Source organism: Actinophytocola sp. (assembly GCF_036002505.1).
GTDB lineage: Bacteria > Actinomycetota > Actinomycetes > Mycobacteriales > Pseudonocardiaceae > DASYTH01.
Genome location: NZ_DASYTH010000220.1, coordinates 1 through 16,347 on the forward strand (window position 1 = coordinate 1; position 16,347 = coordinate 16,347).

Genomic DNA, 16,347 nt, shown 5'->3' on the forward strand with positions numbered 1-16,347 from the left:
AGCCATCATTCCACAACCCACCCCGGTCCAAGCCCGGTTGCTGGACCTGCTTGCGGTCGACCCGACCCAACCGCCATGATCAACTGATCCGGCCTTCCCGGTTCAGCCCACCCTCACTCATGTGCGAAACGCCCGGCTAGCGGAGTGGCTGGAGCTGCTCCCCGAACCGGACGCAGAGATCGAGCCGGCACCGGTACCGCGGCCGCTCGGTTCCCTTACTCCGGCGGAGGACGGTTGGGCAGCCGTGGTTCGGGCCCGATCCGCGGACCGGCCGCGGGCGAAGGCCTATCTCGACGACTACTTCGAGACCCGCCGTTCGATCAGCGGCGACCGGTGCGGCGGCGTGGATCCGGGGATGGTGTGCGGGATCGGCCGGCGGAACGGGCAGCCGATCGCCTTCGCCGCGCAGACCGGTAGGGCGAACTCCCCGGCCGGGTTCCGCACCGCCACCCGCCTGATCCGGCTCGCCGAGCGGCTCAACCTGCCGGTGCTCACGCTCGTGGACACGCCGGGCGCGGCCGCGGACCCGGCGGCCGAGCGGGCCGGCCTCGGACCGGCGCTGGCCGAGCTGTTCAGCGCGGTGGCCGCCACCGAGGTTCCGGTCACCACGCTGGTGATCGGTGAGGGCGGCTCGGGCGGCGCGCTCGCCATGGCGTCGCCGGACAACACGTGGATCACGCCGGACGCGTACTTCTCGGTGATCGCCCCGGAGCTGGCGGCGGCGATCCTGAAACGGGACGCGGCCGAGGTGCCGGTCATCGCCGGGCGGCTGCGGCTGCGCCCGCAGGATCTTGTCGAGCTGCGTGTCGTGCGCGGCATCGCCGGGGCCTGAATGCGATGAATGCCCCATTCGCTGCGTCTACCGCAGTGAATGGGGCATTCATCGCACCCGGCACGTCCGGTCGGGCGGCCATCAGGCGGCGCGCACGTGCTGCGTGCGCAGGCGACTCCACCAGGAAGGCTGCCGGACGCGGGCCTCACGCAGCTGGCGCACGGTGGCGTGCTGGCGCGCAGTCTCGAGCCGGTAGTCCATCTCCGCCTTGACGGCCTCGGGGGTCCACTCCATGTCACTCACCTCTCGGGTTGTTTCTCGCTTCGAGGTGAAGATTCGTCCTGAGGCCGGCACCCCGGCATCGGAAGATCGCGCACACCTGCCTCACGGATGCCTTACTCCGGTGTGCAGGTGGTCCCCCGAAGCCGGGTAAGGGCCCTCAGACCAGCCAGGACTCCAGCACGGCCGGCAGCTCGGAGAGCCGACGCACCACCGCGTCCGGCCGCGCGTCCACCGCGACCAGCTGGTGCGGCGGGATCTCGCTGTTCGGGATGAACACCGCCCGCATGCCGGCCGCCTGCGCGCCGCTCACGTCGTCGTACAGCCGGTCGCCCACGTACACGCAGTCGGCCGGATCGTCGATGCCGACCGCGGCCATCGCGGCCAGGAACGCGTCCCGGTGCGGCTTGGTGTACTCCAGGTCGCTGCTCCACACCAGCGCGTCGAACAGGTCCAGCACGGCGTCCCGGCGCAGCATCTCCTCGTGCCACTCCGCCGGCCACGCGGTCGAGGACAGCACCCCGGTGCGCAACCCCTTACCCCGCAGCACCCCCAGCAACGGCGCCACCTCAGGATCGGTCCACGTCGCGTGCTCCCACGCCGCCCGGTACGCGGTGAACGCGTCCTCACTCACCGGCGCGCCCACCGACGCCAGCACCTGCGCCGTCGTGAACGCCCGGTGCTCGTCCCGCGCCCGCGCCCAGTGCACCTCCTCCGCCTCCCGGAGCGCCCCGGCCAGCGCCGCCGCCCGCCCCGGGTCCCCCGGACACACCGCATCCGCATACGCCCGCCACGGCACCAGGTAGTCCACCGTCCGCCACGGCGTCAACGTCCCGCCCCAGTCAAAGATCACAGCGCGCACCCCGCCCACACTAGCCAGCGTGCCGGCTCAGCGGCCGGTGATTATGTACTCACACACGGCCCGCCGCCGGGCCGCCGCGTGGGTGCCGAAGGAGTACCGGTGGTCGACCGGGCGGACGTCGACCCCGCGTTTCACCTCGCGCAGCAGTGCCTCGATGGTCGCGATGTCCGGCACGGCGTTCGACGAATACGACAGAACAATGGTGGAATCGCGGAACAGTGCGAAGGTCCGCCGCAAGGCCTCGGTGATCGTGTGCTTGTAGGCGAACGGGGTGTACCGCTTCGCCAGTTTCTTGGTGCGGGTCAGCTCCATGATGCTCTGACCTCGCCAGTACACGGAGAGCCCTTCGAGAAAATGGTAGCGCTTGATGTAGTCGTTGTCGTCGCGCGGCGGGGCGTAGGGCGGATCCAGATAGACGAGGTCGTATCCGGCCGGATTCAGCTCGAGCACGTCCGAGCACGTGGCGCTGTTGGTGAGACCGTTGTCGAAGACCACACCGTTGTAGGTGGTGGCATGCCGGCGGAAATGGTCGCGGAGGGGCTGATGGAGATCGCGGCGACCGTCGTCGTAACGGAGGTCGGTGACGGTGAACACGCCGCGTGGTTGTTTCCGGGCGGCCGCCAGCACCAGTGCCGAGATGGCCAGCGCGCGTTTGTGGCCGGGCAGGTGGTCGACATGCGACCAGGCCGTGTCAAGAAATTCCCGGTCCTCGGCGGTGAAGTACAGACCGTCGAAGGTGGACCGGATGAAATCACGGTCGTCCGCGGCCGGACCGCAGATCCGGTCGATGTCCTCGGGCGTCAAAATGTCCTCCTGGTTCACCACGGTCGCGTCCGCGATCACGATGGGAAACGTCAGGAAGTCGTTGGACGTCACCCGGTAGCCGAGGCATTTCAACAGGTACGACACGACCCCGCTGCCGGCGAACGCGTCCAGCGCGGTCGCGCCGCCGAGCTCGGCGAACACGCCGGCCAGGTGCGGCACGAGCCGGTACTTGGAGCCCATGTAGCGCAGCCGGGGAAACCCGGCTGCCCGCGCCACCGCCGCATCGACCTCCGCCCTGGCCCGCGTCACCGGTACATCATGGCGGTCCGCTGTCGGTGGAACCTCCTAGACTGGCCGGCATGTCCGGGGCCAGTGCGGAGCTTGAGCGGGTGTACCGCGCGGAGGCCAGGCGGTTGCGGGCGGCGCTGGCGGCGCGGGTGGGGGACGTGGGGCTGGCCGAGGAGCTGGTGCAGGAGGCGTTTGCGGAGGCGGCGGAGCACTGGCCGCGGGAGGGCGTGCCGCCGAACCCGGGTGGGTGGCTGGCGACGACGGCGCGGCGCAAGGGGGTGGACCGGCTGCGCCGGGTGCGGCTCGGCGAGGTGAAGGTGGCGCTGCTGGAGCCGCCGCCGGCCGCCGGGGACGAGGATGACGAGCTGCTCGGGCTGGTGTTCGCGTGCTGCCATCCGGCGCTGGCCCGGGAGTCGCAGATCGCGCTGACGCTGCGTGCGGTGTGTGGGCTGACCACGGCGGAGATCGCGGCGGCGTACCTGGTCAGCGAGCCGACCATGGCGCAGCGGCTGACCCGGGCGCGCAAGGCCGTGCAGGGCACCGCGGTGCGGCTGCCCGACCCGGACGAGCTGGACGCGCGGCTGTCCGAGGTGCTGACCGTGATCTACCTCGTGTTCAACGAGGGGTATCTGGCCAGTGCCGGGCGCACCCCGGCCCGGCGTGACCTGGCCGCGCAGGCGGTCGGGCTGGCCCGGCTGCTGCACCCGCTCATGCCGCAGCAGCCGGAGGTGCTGGGGTTGCTGGCGTTGCTCCTGCTGCACGAGTCGCGCGCGGCGACCCGGTTCGACAGCTGGGGGCGGCTGGTGCGGCTGCCGGAACAGGACCCGAAGCGGTGGGACCGCGCGCTGATCGCCGAGGCGACGGCGCTGCTCGACCGGGCGATGGCGATGCGCGCGCCCGGCCAGTACCAGATCCAGGCCGCGATCGCCGCGCTGCACGCCGAGGCACCCGCCTACGGCGAGACCGACTGGCGGCAGATCCGCCTGCTCTACACCCGGCTCGACGAGCTGACGCCGTCGCCGGTCGTCCGGCTCAACCGGGCGGTGGCCACCCGGTTCGCCATCGGACCCCGCGCCGCACTGTCCGAAGTGGATGAACTGGCGGCCGATCTGGACGGTTACCGCCTCTTCCACGCCGTGCGCGCCGAGCTGCTCGACGCCCTGGACCGCCCCGACGAAGCCCGGACTGCGAACGAGCGAGCGCTCGCGCTGACCGCCAATCCCGCGGAGCGCGAGCTACTCGCCCGCCGTTTGTCCGTGTGAGGAGGGCGGTGAATGCGTCCTTCCTCACCCCCAGCGCGAGAAAGGACGCATTCACCGCACTTCAGTGCGAGGCGACCGGGCGGACCTCCAGGGTGATGTAGCCGCGGTCGATTCCGGGCCAGCTCTGGGAGAACTCGACCGCTTCCTCGATCGTGTCGGTCTCGAGGACGTAGTAGCCGCCGAGGATCTCCTTGGCCTCCATGAACGGGCCATCGAAGACGCCGTTCGACTGGATCGTCTTCGCCGTGTCCGGCCCGGCCAGCTCGTAACCGCTGTCGATCATCGTGTCGGTGGCGGACGCCTTCTCGTACCAGGCGACGATCTCCGAGTACAAGGCCTCGCGATCGGTGCCGGTGAGCCGCTGGCCGGCCTCCGTCTGCACGATCAGAACCACGTACTTCATCAGCTGCCTCCGTCGTACTTGTCGTGGTGGCGGACCCAGTCCATCGTGTACTCCGCGCCGTCCTGCCGGCCGAGCGGCGTGAGATCCAGCCAGTTGTAGGGGCTCATCAGGTGGTCGCCGCCGCGCGCGTAGGCCGAGTACGTGTGGTAGATGCTCTCGCCCTCACGGAGGAAGACGCTCTGCCCGGGCAGTTCACCCTCGAGTGCCCAGGTCTGCCCGGCCCGCTCCAGCTCCGCCCTGTCCCGGTAGTTGTACTCGACGGGCCGGACGGACCCGTCCTGCGTGACATGGAAGTCGTAGTTGAAGTCGCTGCCGAACGAGGAGACCCACGGGAACGTCCAGCCCATGCGGGCCCTGAACGGCTCGATCATGGCCAGCGGCGCCCGGGACACGGCGACCCACGAGGTGTTCCGCGCGTGCAGGTGGGCGAGGTGGCCGAGGCCGTCCATGGTCATCGAGCAGCTCGGGCAGCCCTCCTCCCAGTCCGGGCCGAACATGAAGTGGTAGACGATCAACTGCCGGCGACCATCGAACAGGTCGAGCAGCGTCGCCTTGCCGTCCGGACCTTCGAAGACGTACTCCTTCTCGACCCTGGTCATCGGCAGCGCCCGCCGCTCAGCGGCCAGCGCGTCCCGGGCCCGGGTGAGCTCCTTCTCCTTGGCCAGCAACGCCTTGCGCGCGGCCAGCCACTCCTCCTGGGACACTACCTGCGATACGGCCATGACTTCTCCGTGACGTCCGGGCCCCGTTCGGACCCTCTCACCGGCTACTACGAACGGGGAAGCGGCCAACTCGACATCGCGCCGGAGATTTCTACAGAATCGACTCCCAGTCGCGATCACGCCACGCGCCGTGCGGGATCACCGTGGCCACCCGGGTCTCGTCGGCGAGCGGCTCGAGGCGGATCAGCAGGTGATCGTCGGAGAGCCGTTCGGCCATGCCCTCGCCCCACTCCACCACGACCACCGCGTCCACCAGCTCGGTGTCCAGGTCGAGATCGTCGAGCTCGTCCAGCCGCCCGCCCAGCCGGTAGGCGTCCACATGCACCAGCGGCACGCCGCGCCCACCCGGCGCCGCCCGGTGCTCGCGGGCGATGACGAACGTGGGCGAGCTGACCCGCCCGGACACCCCCAGCCCGTCGGCGATTCCCTTGGCCAGCACGGTTTTCCCGGCGCCGAGCGGCCCGGCGAGCAGCACCAGGTCCCCGGCGGCGAGCACCCCGCCGAGCCGGCGGCCGAACGCGTGCGTGTCCGCCTCGGCCGGCAGCCGTACCGTCGTCGTCGCGGTGCTCATCCTCTCCGCCACCATTTCCGGCGCGCGGTGCCCGGCCCGTACACGCACTGCTGCAGCAGCAGCCGCACGTGGTCGTTGACCAGCGAAGGCTGTTCCAGCATGACCATGTGGCCGGCGCCGCGGGCCCGCACCAGTTCGGCGTCCGGCAACTCCTCGGCGATCCGCTCGGCGTGCGGGAACGGTGTGATCAGGTCCTCGTCCCCGCTGATCACCAGCACGTGGGTGGGCCGCAGCCCGGCCAGCGCGGCATACCGGTTGTGCGTGCCGAACGTGTCGGCGAAGTCGGTGAGCACACCCACCGGCGTGACCGCGAGCATCTCCACCAGGAAGTCGACCAGGCCCGGACTGACGTCGCGGTGTCCGAACGCGAACGAGCGCACCGCCCGCCGGGTGATCCCGCCGCCGGCCGCCCGGATGAACTCGACCAGGCCCGGCTGCCAGCCGGCCAGCCGGCCGACACCGCGGGTCAGCGGGTTGTACCGGGACAGCAGCGGCCGGGGCAGCCCGCGCCGGCCGAGCTCCCCGGCCGAGGTCGCGATCAGCACCACACCGCAGATCCGGTCGGCGAACAGCTCCGGCTCCTGCTCGGCCAGCGCCATGATCGTCATGCCGCCCATGGAGTGTCCGATGAGGACGATGGGGCCGCCCGGCACGACCGACGTGAGCACCGCGGACAGGTCCTTGGCGAGCTGCTCGATGGTGCACGACGCGGCGACCCCGCGGCTGGACAGGCCGTGGCAGCGCAGGTCGAACAGCACCTGGCGGACCCGCGGGCTGGTCGACCCGGCGAGGTCCCGGCGCTGGAAGTGCCAGCACTTCCGGCTCACCGCGAACCCGTGCACGTACGCCAGGGTCAGCTCGGGCCGGCCCCCGTCGGCGGGATCAACCTCCTCCACCGAGATCTCCACGCCGTCCTCGAGCGTCACCGAACGCACCCGGTCCGGCTCCAGCAACCCGAGCTTCTCCTCGAGGGAACCCTTGGCGTCGCGGCGTTTCGCGGCCGTGATCGCGATCGCCGCGCCGGTGGCGGCCAGCCCGATCGCGCCGCCGACCACGGTGGCCACCCGGTGCGACGTTTTCATGGCGAACCCAGGTAGATCCGTTCGATCCGGGGCCGGTACATGCCGGTGACGATCTCGTAGTCGATCGTGCCGGTGAGGTTCGCCCACTCGGTGGCGGTCGGGCCGCCGTCCGCACCGGTGCCGAACAGCGTCACGATCTCGCCCCCGGCCACCGGGTCGTCGCCGCAGTCCACCACGATCTGGTCCATGCACACCCGGCCGACGACCGGCCGCCGCCGCCCGGCCAGCCACACCTCCATCCGCCCGGACAGGGCGCGCGGGATGCCGTCGGCGTACCCGGCCGGCACCAGGGCCAGCGTGGTGTCGCGCTCGGCGGTCCAGGTGTGTCCATAGGAGACGGATTCACCGGCCGGAATCCGCCGGCTGAGCGCCACCGACGACCGGAACATCATCGCCGGGCGGAGATCTTCCTTCTGCGGCAACGGGTTCAGCCCGTATATCGCGATGCCCACCCGGACCAGGTCGAAGTGCAGGTCGGGCCGGCTGAGCGTGGCCGCCGAGTTCGCCAGGTGCCGCAGCGGCGCGAGCCCCGCCGCCCGGGCCGCCAGGTAGGCGTCCTCGAACCGCTTGGCCTGCAGGTCGATCGACGGGTGGCCGGGCTCGTCCGCGCAGGCGAGGTGCGACCACACGGCGACGACGCTGATCCGTCCGGCCCGCTCGGCCACGGCTGCGGCGTCCACCAGGGACGGCCACAGCTCGACCGGGCAGCCGTTTCTCGCCAGCCCGGTGTCGATCTTGAGGTGCACCCGGGCCGGCCGCCCCGCCCGCCATGCGCCGTCCACAATGGACTCGAGCTCGCCCGGGCCGGACGCGGTCACGTCCACGTCCGCCGCGATCGCCGGGGCGAAGTCGGTGCCGGCCGTCTCCAGCCAGCTCAGGATCGGCGCGGTGATCCCGGCCGCGCGCAACGCCAGCGCCTCGGCCAGCGAGCACGACCCCAGCCAGGTCGCCCCGGCGCCGAGCGCGGCCCGCGCCACCGGCACCGCGCCGTGCCCGTACCCGTCCGCCTTGACGACGGCCATCGTCGCCGCGCCGGAAGCCGCCGCCCGGCCGGAAAGCAACCTCACGTTGTGCGCGATGGCGCCGAGGTCCACCGTCACCTCGGCCCGCGGCGCTCCCTGGTCAGCCATAACAGGGTTCATGGTTTCACAGCAACACGGGCGGCTCGGATGGCGTCCGGAACCGCGTCCAGGATGCGTGACGACGAGGTCGGAACCCCGCCCGCGGCAAGGGAACCCGCGCGCTCGTGCACCCAGGCCGCGCAGCCGGCGGCGAGCCACGGATCCAGGCCGCTCGCCAGCAGGGCGCCGATCAGGCCGGAGAGCACATCACCGGAGCCGGCAGTCGCGAGCCAGGCCGAGCGGGCGGTGTTCACCAGCACCCGGCCGTCCGGATCGGCGACGACCGTGGTGTTTCCCTTGAGCAGCACCACACTGGACACCCGTTTCGCCAGCTCCACGGCCGCGGCCACCCGGTCCGGGCCGAGCGTGACGCCGAGCGGCTCGGCGATCCGGGCGAACTCCCGGTCGTGCGGGGTGAGCACGACCGCCGCGTCCGGGTCGCGGGCGTCCCACAGGTCCGGGTCGCGTGCCAGCAGCGTGATCGCGTCGGCGTCGAGGCAGGCGGGCACACCGTCGTGCAGCACGTTGGCCAGCACCTCGCGGCCGGCCGCCCCGGTGCCCAGGCCCGGCCCGGCCACCCAGGCCTGCACCCGCCCGGCGTCGGCCACCGACCCGGTGGCGATCACCTCCGGCCAGCGCGCCCGCACCTCGTCCGCCGCCGCCCCGGCGTAGCGCACCATGCCGGACGTGGCCAGCACCGCGGCGCCGGCGGTCAGCACGGCAGCCCCGGGGTAGGTGGCGGAGCCGGCCGCCACCCCGGTCACGCCCTGGGTGTACTTGTCGTCCTTCGGTCCCGGCACCGGCCACGCCGCGCCGACCTCGCCCGGCTCCAGCACGACCAGGTCGGGCTCGCCCAGCTCCGGGCCCAGACCGATGTCCACCAGGTGCACCCGCCCGCACCGCACCGCGCCCGCACCGAGCATGTGCACCGGCTTGTGGCAGCCGAACGTGACCGTGACGTCCGCGCTGACCGCCGGCCCGTCCACCGCGCCGGTGTCCGGGTCGACCCCGCTCGGCAGGTCCACGGCCAGCACCGGCGCGCCGATCGCCGCCACGAGCTCCGCGGCGTCCGGCCGCAGCGGACCCCGTGCGGACAGCCCGACGATGCCGTCCAGGACGAGATCCGCGCGCCGCAGGGCGGCCACACCGTCCACAGTAGACACCACGCGCCCGCCGGCCCGGCGCAGCGCCGTGAGTCCGGCCCGGTGCGCCCGGTCCGGAACCAGCAGCACCGCCGTCACCGCGACCGAGCGGCGGCGCAGGAACGCCCCCGCCCACAGCGCGTCGCCGCCGTTGTTGCCGGCACCGACCAGCAGCGTGACCCGCCGCCCGGCCACGCCACCGGTGGTCCGGGCCAGCATCCCGGCGGCGTGGGTGGCCAGGCCGAACGCCGCGGTGCGCATCAGCGAGCCGGGCGGCACCCGGGCCATCAGCCGCTCCTCGGCGGCCTTGACGTGCTCGGTCGTCCAGACTCCGCGCATGAGTGAGGAGCCTACCGGCGCCCTGGCATAACTCTCGTGCCTGCCAACGGGACCTCAGGGGAACGTGACGGCACTCAGCCACGGCTCACCCGTCAACCGCACCACCGGCCGGAACGCAACAACCGCATGAAATTCCGGAGAGGCGGAGCGCTAGGGTCGCGGCATGGCGCCGAAGGCCAAGCACCTGCTGGAAGAGCTGTCCCGGAAGGGCCCGCACCCCGTGCTGCGCGGCGACCTCGCGCTGGTCGGGCTGCCCGGCCTGGTGCTCACCCCCGCATCCGGGCTGGGCCTGCCGGCCGTGGCGTTCGGCCACGGCTGGCTCCAACCACCCACCCGCTATCGGGAGCTGCTGAGGCACCTGGCCTCCTGGGGCATCGTGGTCGCCGCCCCGGCCACCCATGCCGGTCCGCTCGCCTCGCACCGCCTGCTCGCCGCGGACCTGCGCACCGCGCTCGACGTCTGCACCGGCGTCCGCCTCGGCGACGGCAACCTCAGCGTCGACCCCGCCCGCCTCGGCGTCGCCGGCCACGCGATCGGCGGCGGGTGCGCGATCCTGGCCGCCGCCATGGACGACGACACCGGCCCGAAGATCAAAGCCGTGGCCACCCTCGCCCCCGCCGAGACCAAGCCCTACGCCTCCGAAGCCGCCACCCGCTGCACCATGCCCGGCCTGCACCTCGCCGGCGGCCGCGACCTGGTCGCGCCGGCATCGGGGAACGCCGAGCGCATCACCCACGCCTGGGCCGGCCCGGTCCAGCTCCGCGTGCTCCCCAAAGCCACCCACCTCGGCTTCACCGAAGGCCGCCACTGGAGCAACCTGCTCCTCCACGGCAAGGCCGACCCCGCAACCCACCGCACCGCCCGAGCCCTGCTCACCGCGTTCTTCCTCGTGCACCTCGCCGGCCGCACCGAGTACGAACCGCTCCTGACCGAGGACGTCAAGGGCGCGGCGATCCAGCCGGCCCCGGCCTGACGTTGGGGCGCCATGCCCTGAAGGCGGCCTTCAGGGCACTCAGCGTCCCGAAGGCCGCCTTCAGGGCATCGAGCGCACTTACTTCTTGGGGCGGCCGGCCCGGTTGCCGGGGTCCTCGCCGACGACGCCGCTGAAGTGCGCGGCTGGGTCGGTTTCGTCGAAGAGCTGGCCCTGGGTGCGCCACTTGCTGGTGCGGGTCTGGTCGCCGCCGCCCTGGCCGGCGCCCGCGCCCATGCCGCCCATCGGCATGCCGCCCGCGGGGCCGCCCTGACCGGTGTGGCCGGCCGGGGGCACGCCGCCGGCCGCGGCGGCGACGCGCTGGTCGGTCTGGCCGGGTGACTGGGCGCCGGTGGACGCCCCGGAATCGAGCCCGCCGCCCGAACCGCCCGACGTGCCATCGTGGCCGGGCACCGAGCCGCCGGTCAGGCCGCCGCCTCCACCGCCTCCGCCACCGCCGAAGCTGTGGCCGCCGGACGGGATGCTGCTCCCGCCGACGCTGCTGAGGTGGCTCGACGGCAGCGAGCTCGAGCCCGGTGGCGGGGTCGCACCGGGCAGCTTGTCGTCGTTGAAGTCGACGGTGTAGGTCTTCGGCGGCGGGGTGCCGTCGTCGACGGTCAGCTTCATCTGGTCCGGGTGGCCCGGCACGCGCTCCGCGGTGATCGTGGTGTTGCCGTCGTGGATCACCGCCTTGCCGTCCGCGCCGGCCTTGACCAGCTCGGCGCCGTCCGTCCCGACGCCCGGGATGGCACCGGGCAGCTTGTCCTTGCCGTCGCCGAAGTCCAGGTCGTAGGTCTTCGGCTTGCCGGTGCCGTCGTCGATGGTGAGCTTGCTGCGGCCGTTCGCGTCCGGCTCGCCGATGGTGAACTTCCGGTTGCCGTCCTGGATGGACACCTGCCGGTCACCGTGCGCCCCGGGGATGCCGCCGGGCAGGCCACCGGTGCCCGTGCCGAGACCACCGCCCAGGCCACCACCGGACCCCATGCCGCCGGTGCCGCCCGGGATCGGCACCGAGGGCATCCCGCCCCCGCCGGCTCCCGAGCCCGCACCGCTCGCCCCGGTGCCACCGGGTGTCCCGATGCCGGGGATCTGGCTGCCCCCCGGCGGCGGGGAGAACGACGGGTCGGTGCCGCCCGGCGGCCGGGCCAGCGACGGGTCGGTCGCGCCGGACCCGCCGGTGCCGGGGATCGGGACGTGCGGTATCGAAGGCGCGCCGCCGGTGCCCGTGCCCGTGCCCGTGCCCGTCCCGGTTCCGGTACCTGTGCCATTGCCGGTACCGGGCGGCGGCGTGGGCGTGTACGGCGGGGTCGAACCGGTGCCGGTCCCCGTTCCCGTGCCGGTTCCGGTCCCGTATCCCGGATAACCGGTACCCGTCCCGGTCCCAGTTCCGGTGCCCGTTCCCGTACCGGTGCCCGGCTGGTTCACGGCGCCGCCGGCCTGCTGGAACTTGTTCTCGTAACCCTTGAGGTAGTTGTCCATCTCCTGCCAGGCCGCGTCCACGGCCTCGGCGGTGTCCTTGCAGATGTTGTCGAACTGCTTCGCGATGCCCATGCCCCCGTTGCCACCCCAGAACTCGGCGTTGAAGGACTCGCGAATCCACTTCTTGCACTGCTCGATGGTGTACTGCTTGTTTCCGTCGTTCAGCCCGCAGTTGTCCTCGCGAATGCGCTCCTCCAGGTTGGACCCGCACACCGAGTCCACCCACGCCGCCACCGGCAGGATCTGGTCCTGGTCGTTGAACTCCCCGCGGGCGAGCGTCATCACCTTGTCGGCGATCTCCGGCGTGGCCGAGCCGATGGTCTGCCGGTACAGCCGCATCACCTGCTCGGCTTTTGTCTTGCACTGCTCGTAGACCTTGTTGACGGTCTCGGTGATGACCTTCGGCCCGTGTTCCAGATACGACAGCAGATCCTTGGAGTTCGGCTCGATCTGCTTGGTGTAGTGCTCATAGGAGGCGTTCGCCGCCGGGCCGGACCATTTCTGGTACAGCTTGTTGAGCTCCGACTCGGTGGTCGACTGCAGGCCGGCCAGCGCCGTGTGGGCTTTCGTCAGGCGGTCGGCTTCCTCGAGCATTTTCTTGAAGTTGATGCCGCGCTGCTCGTCGAACCGGGTCTGGATGTCGCGGTTGTAGTCCAGCGGGGCGTCGACACCGCGGGAGTCGCCCGGCACCTTCGCGTCGATCGGCACGAAGCGCTGAAAGACCTCCAGCGCCGGCTTGGCCAGGTCGAAGATCTCGTCAGAGGTGGACACACCCCCGCCGCCCGGGGCCGGCGCCTGCATACCCTGCAGCTGCCCCTGCTGGCTCTGCACCTGCTGGTTGACCGCCCGGTCGTGGTAGCCGGCCTGGCTCGTCTCGTTCTGGGCATCCTTGAAGTTCTCGTCGGTCGACTGGTAGTCGCCGAAGTCGATGTCGGGCTGGTACCGGTCCGAGTACTGGTGCACCTCGCTCGAGTCGTCGCCCGACTCGACGATGTACGAACCCAGCAGGCGCTGCTTGGTGTCCGCCGAGACGTACGGGTCATCGAGCATCTGCTTGACTTCAGCCCACGACTTGCTCACGACATCCCCTTGTCAGCAGCTTCCGGGTACGCGGTTCGGCCCTACGACGCTCCGCCCCAGCGTCCGGTGCCATAGCTTTTGCACAGAATCTACTCACCCGGCCACATCCTTGCCGAGCAAACGAAGCAACGCGCAGCCGACCATTCCGTCCCGGTCGGCGCAGGTCGCCACCGCCCATCCCGCACCGTCGCCGGCGAGCCCGAGCAGCGCGGCCATCTGGAACACGCCGGTGGCCGCCCCGGTGTCGCCGGTCAGCAGTGCCGGGTCGACCATCGTAGGCATCCCGCCGAGCACCTCCTCCACGGCCGCCCGCTCCACGTCGCCGGACGAGGAGACCGCCACCGCGGACACCGCGCCCGGCGTCACCTCCGCGTCCCGCAGCACCTGCCGGAGGCAACCGGCCAGCGTCCGGTGCGGGGACTCGTCGACGACCAGCCGGGTGTCCACGGCCACGACGTCGGCCAGCCCGCCACCCGGTCCGGCCGGTTCGAGGAAGAGCACCGCGCAGCCCTCACCGAGTTGGTTCTCCGCGCCCGACAGGTGCCGCTCGAGCAGCGCCCGCTCTTCGCCGTGCTCCTCGACCGCGCCGCACACCAGCCCGCTGGCCCGCCCGCCGGCGAGCAGCCGGCCGGCGTAGCGCAGCGCCACCAGCCCGGACATCCGTCCATTCGCGACGGTGGTGTTCGGGCCGGTGAGCCCGTGCCAGATCGCGCACTGCGCCGCGGCGCTGTTCATCAGCGCGAACGGCATCAGCGCCGGGTTGACGAAGTAGGGCTTGCGCCGCACCAGCGACTCCCGGGTGAACGCGAACTGGGTGGCCGTGCTGCCGCTGGTGGTACCCAGCACGACCCCGGTCGACGCGTCCGTCGCCACGTCCTTCAGCAGGGCGCCGACCGCGGCCACGGCCAGCGCGCTCGACCGGTCCATCGAGCCGGTTCCCTTGGCGCCCAACTGTTCCGCGATGTCGAAGCCCGGGACCTGGTAGCTGGGACGGCCGGCGCGCAGGCCCTCGAGGAACGCCGCGCGGCCGTAGCCGAACGGCGAGATCGCCGACCATGCCGTGATTCTCACCGGTCCGGCCTGCCGAACAGCACCACCGCGTTGTTCCCGCCGAACGCCAGCGCGTTGTTCTGCACCACCCGCAGGTCGGCCTGGACCGCCTCGTTGGGCACGCAGTCGATCCCGCACTCCGGGTCGGTCTCCCGGTGGTTGATCGTCGGCGGGATGAACCCGTGCGTCAGCGCCAGCGCGCAGCCGGCCGCGGCAAGCGCGCTGGCCGCGCCCATCGTGTGGCCCAGCATGGACTTCATCGACACGGTGCGCGGCAGGCGGTCGCCGAACACCTCGCGGATGGCGGCGCACTCGGTGCGGTCGTTGGCCTTCGTGCCGGTGCCGTGCGCCGAGATCAGGTCCACATCGGACGGTCGGACACCGGCGTCGGCCATCGCCAGGCTCATGCACCGCGCGACGCTGCCCTGATCCGGCGCGACCTGATGAAAGGCGTCGCAGTTCAGTCCGTAACCGAGCACCTCCGCGTACACCCGCGCGCCGCGGGCGAGCGCGGACTCCAGCGGCTCGAGCACCAGCACGCCGGCACCCTCGCCGGTCAGGATGCCGTGCCGGTCGCTGTCGAATGGCCGGCACGCCTCGGGGTCCACCGCCCCCAGCCGGTAGAAGCCGGTGAACGTCATGCGGCACAAGGCGTCCGCCCCACCGCACAGCGCGAAGCCGGCCGCACCGGCGGCCACCGCGTCGTACCCGGCACCGATCGCGTAGTTCCCCGCGGCGCACGCCGTCGCGATCGTCGATATGTCCACATTGGACAATTTGAGCTCGCGGGCGACCGGCACGGACAGCCCGGCGGCCGGCGTCCGGCGGGCCGCGGCGGGATCCACCGGACGCGACCGCACCAGCGACTCCGCGACCCGCTCGCCGCTGTCCGAGCCGCCGTCCGTGGTGCCGATGGAGACCATGCCGCGTTGTGCGGCCAGCGCCGCCGGATCGAGCCCGGCGTCCTCGACCGCCATCCGCGCGGCCGCCACCGAGAACTGGCCCGCCCGCCCGAGATCCGCCGCCGGCACCCGCCGGATCCAGTGCTCCGGCTGGAAGTCCACCACCTCGCACCCGTTGGCGTGCGCGAAACCCGTGGTGTCGAACCGGCTGATCGGCCGCGCGCCACTGCGCCCGGCCCGCAGCCCCGCGGTGAACTCCGCGACCCCGATCCCGATGCTGGACACCACACCGAGCCCGGTGACCGCGACCCGGTGCGAGCTCACGCCATTCACCTCGCAAGCTCGGTGACGCCTGCCCTGTCTCCTCGCAAGCCCGGTAACAGGGCAGTGCTCAATGGTTCGCTCGCAAGCTCGCTCACCTGTTGTCGAGCGCGGCGCCGAGCACGTCGTAGACGCCCTGGAGGTTGATCAGCCGGGGGAACTCGGACTCGTCCACCTCGACGTCGAACTCGATCTCCAGGTTGGCCAGCAGCTCGAGCAGCTTCATCGAGTCCGCGCCGAGCTCGTCCACGAACAGCGCGGTCTCGGTCACCGCGGCGTCGTCCACCTCGAGCACCCGGCAGACCACGGACCTGATCTCGCCGGCCCGCTCGGCGACCAACGGTGTCATGCCGGGCCCTCAGCTCTCGAGCCAGGAGGAGGTGGTAGAGAAGTCGTCGTCCTCGGGGTCCGGGGCACGCCGGCGGCCGCCGCCGCGCGGGGTGAACAGGTCCACCTTCGGCTCCGGGGCCGGCTCGGCCGCCCGCACCGGGGTCTGCGCCGGCTCGGGGTGCTCGTCGTCCTCGGCCAGCACGCCGATCTTGTCCTCCTCGTGGTTGCCCGACGTGGAGGGCATGACATAGCCGGGAAGCGGGTGCTCGCCGGTGTCCTCCTCGGGCCCGAAGCCGAGCAGGTTGTCCTTGTCCGCCATGGTTTTGTTGGTGGCCCAGCCGCCGGCCTCGCGCTGCCGCCGGCCCAGCTCGCCGAGGTGCTCGGCCACCTTCTCGGCCACCGGCCCGATCTTGAGCATGCTCTCCTTGGACGCGGCCCTGGCCGCCTCCGCCGCCCGGTCCCGCAGCTCGCGGCGGGCCGTCATCTCGGTGCTGATCTGGGACAGCCGCGCCAGCGCGGCGTTGGCCCTCTCCTCGCTCACTGTTGAGCTCCTTGTTCGCTCCGGCTCAGCCGCAGAAGGTGCCGGCTTCCTCCGTGCGCTGCTCGG

General features: G+C 72.1%; 16 protein-coding genes and 1 pseudogene. 3 read left to right on the plus strand and 14 right to left on the minus strand.

Annotated features, from left to right (window positions below; all coding sequences use genetic code 11):
- Nucleotides 1–133: 133 nt before the first annotated feature.
- A pseudogene (locus tag VGR06_RS19350) lies at nt 134–832 on the plus strand (carboxyl transferase domain-containing protein); the annotation flags it as partial.
- A gap of 81 nt (nt 833–913) precedes the next feature.
- Here VGR06_RS19350 and VGR06_RS19355 read toward each other — a convergent pair.
- From VGR06_RS19355 to VGR06_RS19365, 3 genes are all read right to left on the minus strand, one after another.
- Complete coding sequence (locus VGR06_RS19355; RefSeq protein WP_327560501.1) at nt 914–1,075, minus strand: hypothetical protein; 162 nt, start codon at nt 1,073–1,075, stop codon at nt 914–916.
- 136 nt (nt 1,076–1,211) lie between these two features.
- Nucleotides 1,212–1,904 carry an HAD family hydrolase gene (locus VGR06_RS19360; protein WP_327560502.1) on the minus strand — a complete coding sequence of 231 codons (693 nt, stop codon included), beginning with the start codon at nt 1,902–1,904 and terminating at the stop codon, nt 1,212–1,214.
- A gap of 36 nt (nt 1,905–1,940) precedes the next feature.
- Entirely contained in the window at nt 1,941–2,987 is a 1,047-nt protein-coding gene (locus VGR06_RS19365) for a DNA adenine methylase (RefSeq protein ID WP_327560503.1), read from the minus strand.
- Nucleotides 2,988–3,037: 50 nt separating this feature from the next.
- On the opposite strand from VGR06_RS19365, the gene VGR06_RS19370 reads away from it, so the two are divergent.
- On the plus strand, nt 3,038–4,228 hold the full coding sequence (locus VGR06_RS19370; protein WP_327560504.1) for an RNA polymerase sigma factor: 1,191 nt from the start codon (nt 3,038–3,040) through the stop codon (nt 4,226–4,228).
- A 61-nt stretch (nt 4,229–4,289) separates the two neighbouring features.
- Here VGR06_RS19370 and VGR06_RS19375 read toward each other — a convergent pair whose 3' ends face one another.
- From VGR06_RS19375 to VGR06_RS19400, 6 genes are all read right to left on the minus strand, one after another.
- Nucleotides 4,290–4,631: a YciI family protein gene (locus VGR06_RS19375; RefSeq protein ID WP_327560505.1), complete on the minus strand. Its 342-nt coding sequence runs from the start codon at nt 4,629–4,631 to the stop codon at nt 4,290–4,292.
- Nucleotides 4,631–5,353 (minus strand): DUF899 domain-containing protein, encoded by a 723-nt coding sequence (locus tag VGR06_RS19380; protein ID WP_327560506.1) that lies wholly within the window; start codon nt 5,351–5,353, stop codon nt 4,631–4,633. Before VGR06_RS19380 ends, VGR06_RS19375 begins: the two co-directional genes overlap by 1 nt.
- A 91-nt stretch (nt 5,354–5,444) precedes the next feature.
- Nucleotides 5,445–5,924 carry a tRNA (adenosine(37)-N6)-threonylcarbamoyltransferase complex ATPase subunit type 1 TsaE gene (gene tsaE / locus VGR06_RS19385; RefSeq protein ID WP_327560507.1) on the minus strand — a complete coding sequence of 160 codons (480 nt, stop codon included), beginning with the start codon at nt 5,922–5,924 and terminating at the stop codon, nt 5,445–5,447.
- Complete coding sequence (locus VGR06_RS19390) at nt 5,921–7,006, minus strand: alpha/beta hydrolase (protein ID WP_327560508.1); 1,086 nt, start codon at nt 7,004–7,006, stop codon at nt 5,921–5,923. The genes tsaE and VGR06_RS19390 overlap by 4 nt, the downstream gene beginning before the upstream one ends.
- Nucleotides 7,003–8,136, minus strand: coding sequence for an alanine racemase (alr, locus tag VGR06_RS19395; protein WP_414637299.1), 1,134 nt, complete (start codon nt 8,134–8,136; stop codon nt 7,003–7,005). Before alr ends, VGR06_RS19390 begins: the two co-directional genes overlap by 4 nt.
- Nucleotides 8,137–8,144: 8 nt before the next feature.
- Nucleotides 8,145–9,608, minus strand: coding sequence for an NAD(P)H-hydrate dehydratase (locus VGR06_RS19400; protein ID WP_327560510.1), 1,464 nt, complete (start codon nt 9,606–9,608; stop codon nt 8,145–8,147).
- 163 nt (nt 9,609–9,771) lie between these two features.
- Between VGR06_RS19400 and VGR06_RS19405 the strand changes: the two genes are divergently transcribed.
- Nucleotides 9,772–10,581, plus strand: a complete 810-nt coding sequence (locus VGR06_RS19405) for a dienelactone hydrolase family protein (protein ID WP_327560511.1) — start codon at nt 9,772–9,774, stop codon at nt 10,579–10,581.
- A 78-nt stretch (nt 10,582–10,659) separates the two neighbouring features.
- Here the strand turns inward: VGR06_RS19405 and VGR06_RS19410 are convergent, their stop codons facing one another.
- The 5 genes from VGR06_RS19410 to VGR06_RS19430 form a co-directional block, all read right to left on the minus strand.
- Nucleotides 10,660–13,137, minus strand: coding sequence for a hypothetical protein (locus VGR06_RS19410; protein WP_327560512.1), 2,478 nt, complete (start codon nt 13,135–13,137; stop codon nt 10,660–10,662).
- A 93-nt stretch (nt 13,138–13,230) separates the two neighbouring features.
- Nucleotides 13,231–14,208 carry a beta-ketoacyl synthase N-terminal-like domain-containing protein gene (locus tag VGR06_RS19415; RefSeq protein ID WP_327560513.1) on the minus strand — a complete coding sequence of 326 codons (978 nt, stop codon included), beginning with the start codon at nt 14,206–14,208 and terminating at the stop codon, nt 13,231–13,233.
- Nucleotides 14,205–15,413: a beta-ketoacyl-[acyl-carrier-protein] synthase family protein gene (locus tag VGR06_RS19420; RefSeq protein WP_327560514.1), complete on the minus strand. Its 1,209-nt coding sequence runs from the start codon at nt 15,411–15,413 to the stop codon at nt 14,205–14,207. Before VGR06_RS19420 ends, VGR06_RS19415 begins: the two co-directional genes overlap by 4 nt.
- A gap of 91 nt (nt 15,414–15,504) precedes the next feature.
- The gene (locus tag VGR06_RS19425) at nt 15,505–15,759 is read right to left on the minus strand and encodes an acyl carrier protein (protein ID WP_327560515.1); all 255 of its coding nucleotides are present in this window, start codon (nt 15,757–15,759) and stop codon (nt 15,505–15,507) included.
- 9 nt (nt 15,760–15,768) lie between these two features.
- A complete protein-coding gene (locus tag VGR06_RS19430; RefSeq protein ID WP_327560516.1) occupies nt 15,769–16,281 on the minus strand; it encodes a hypothetical protein in 513 nt (170 codons plus the stop codon).
- Between the last annotated feature and the right edge of the window lie 66 nt (nt 16,282–16,347).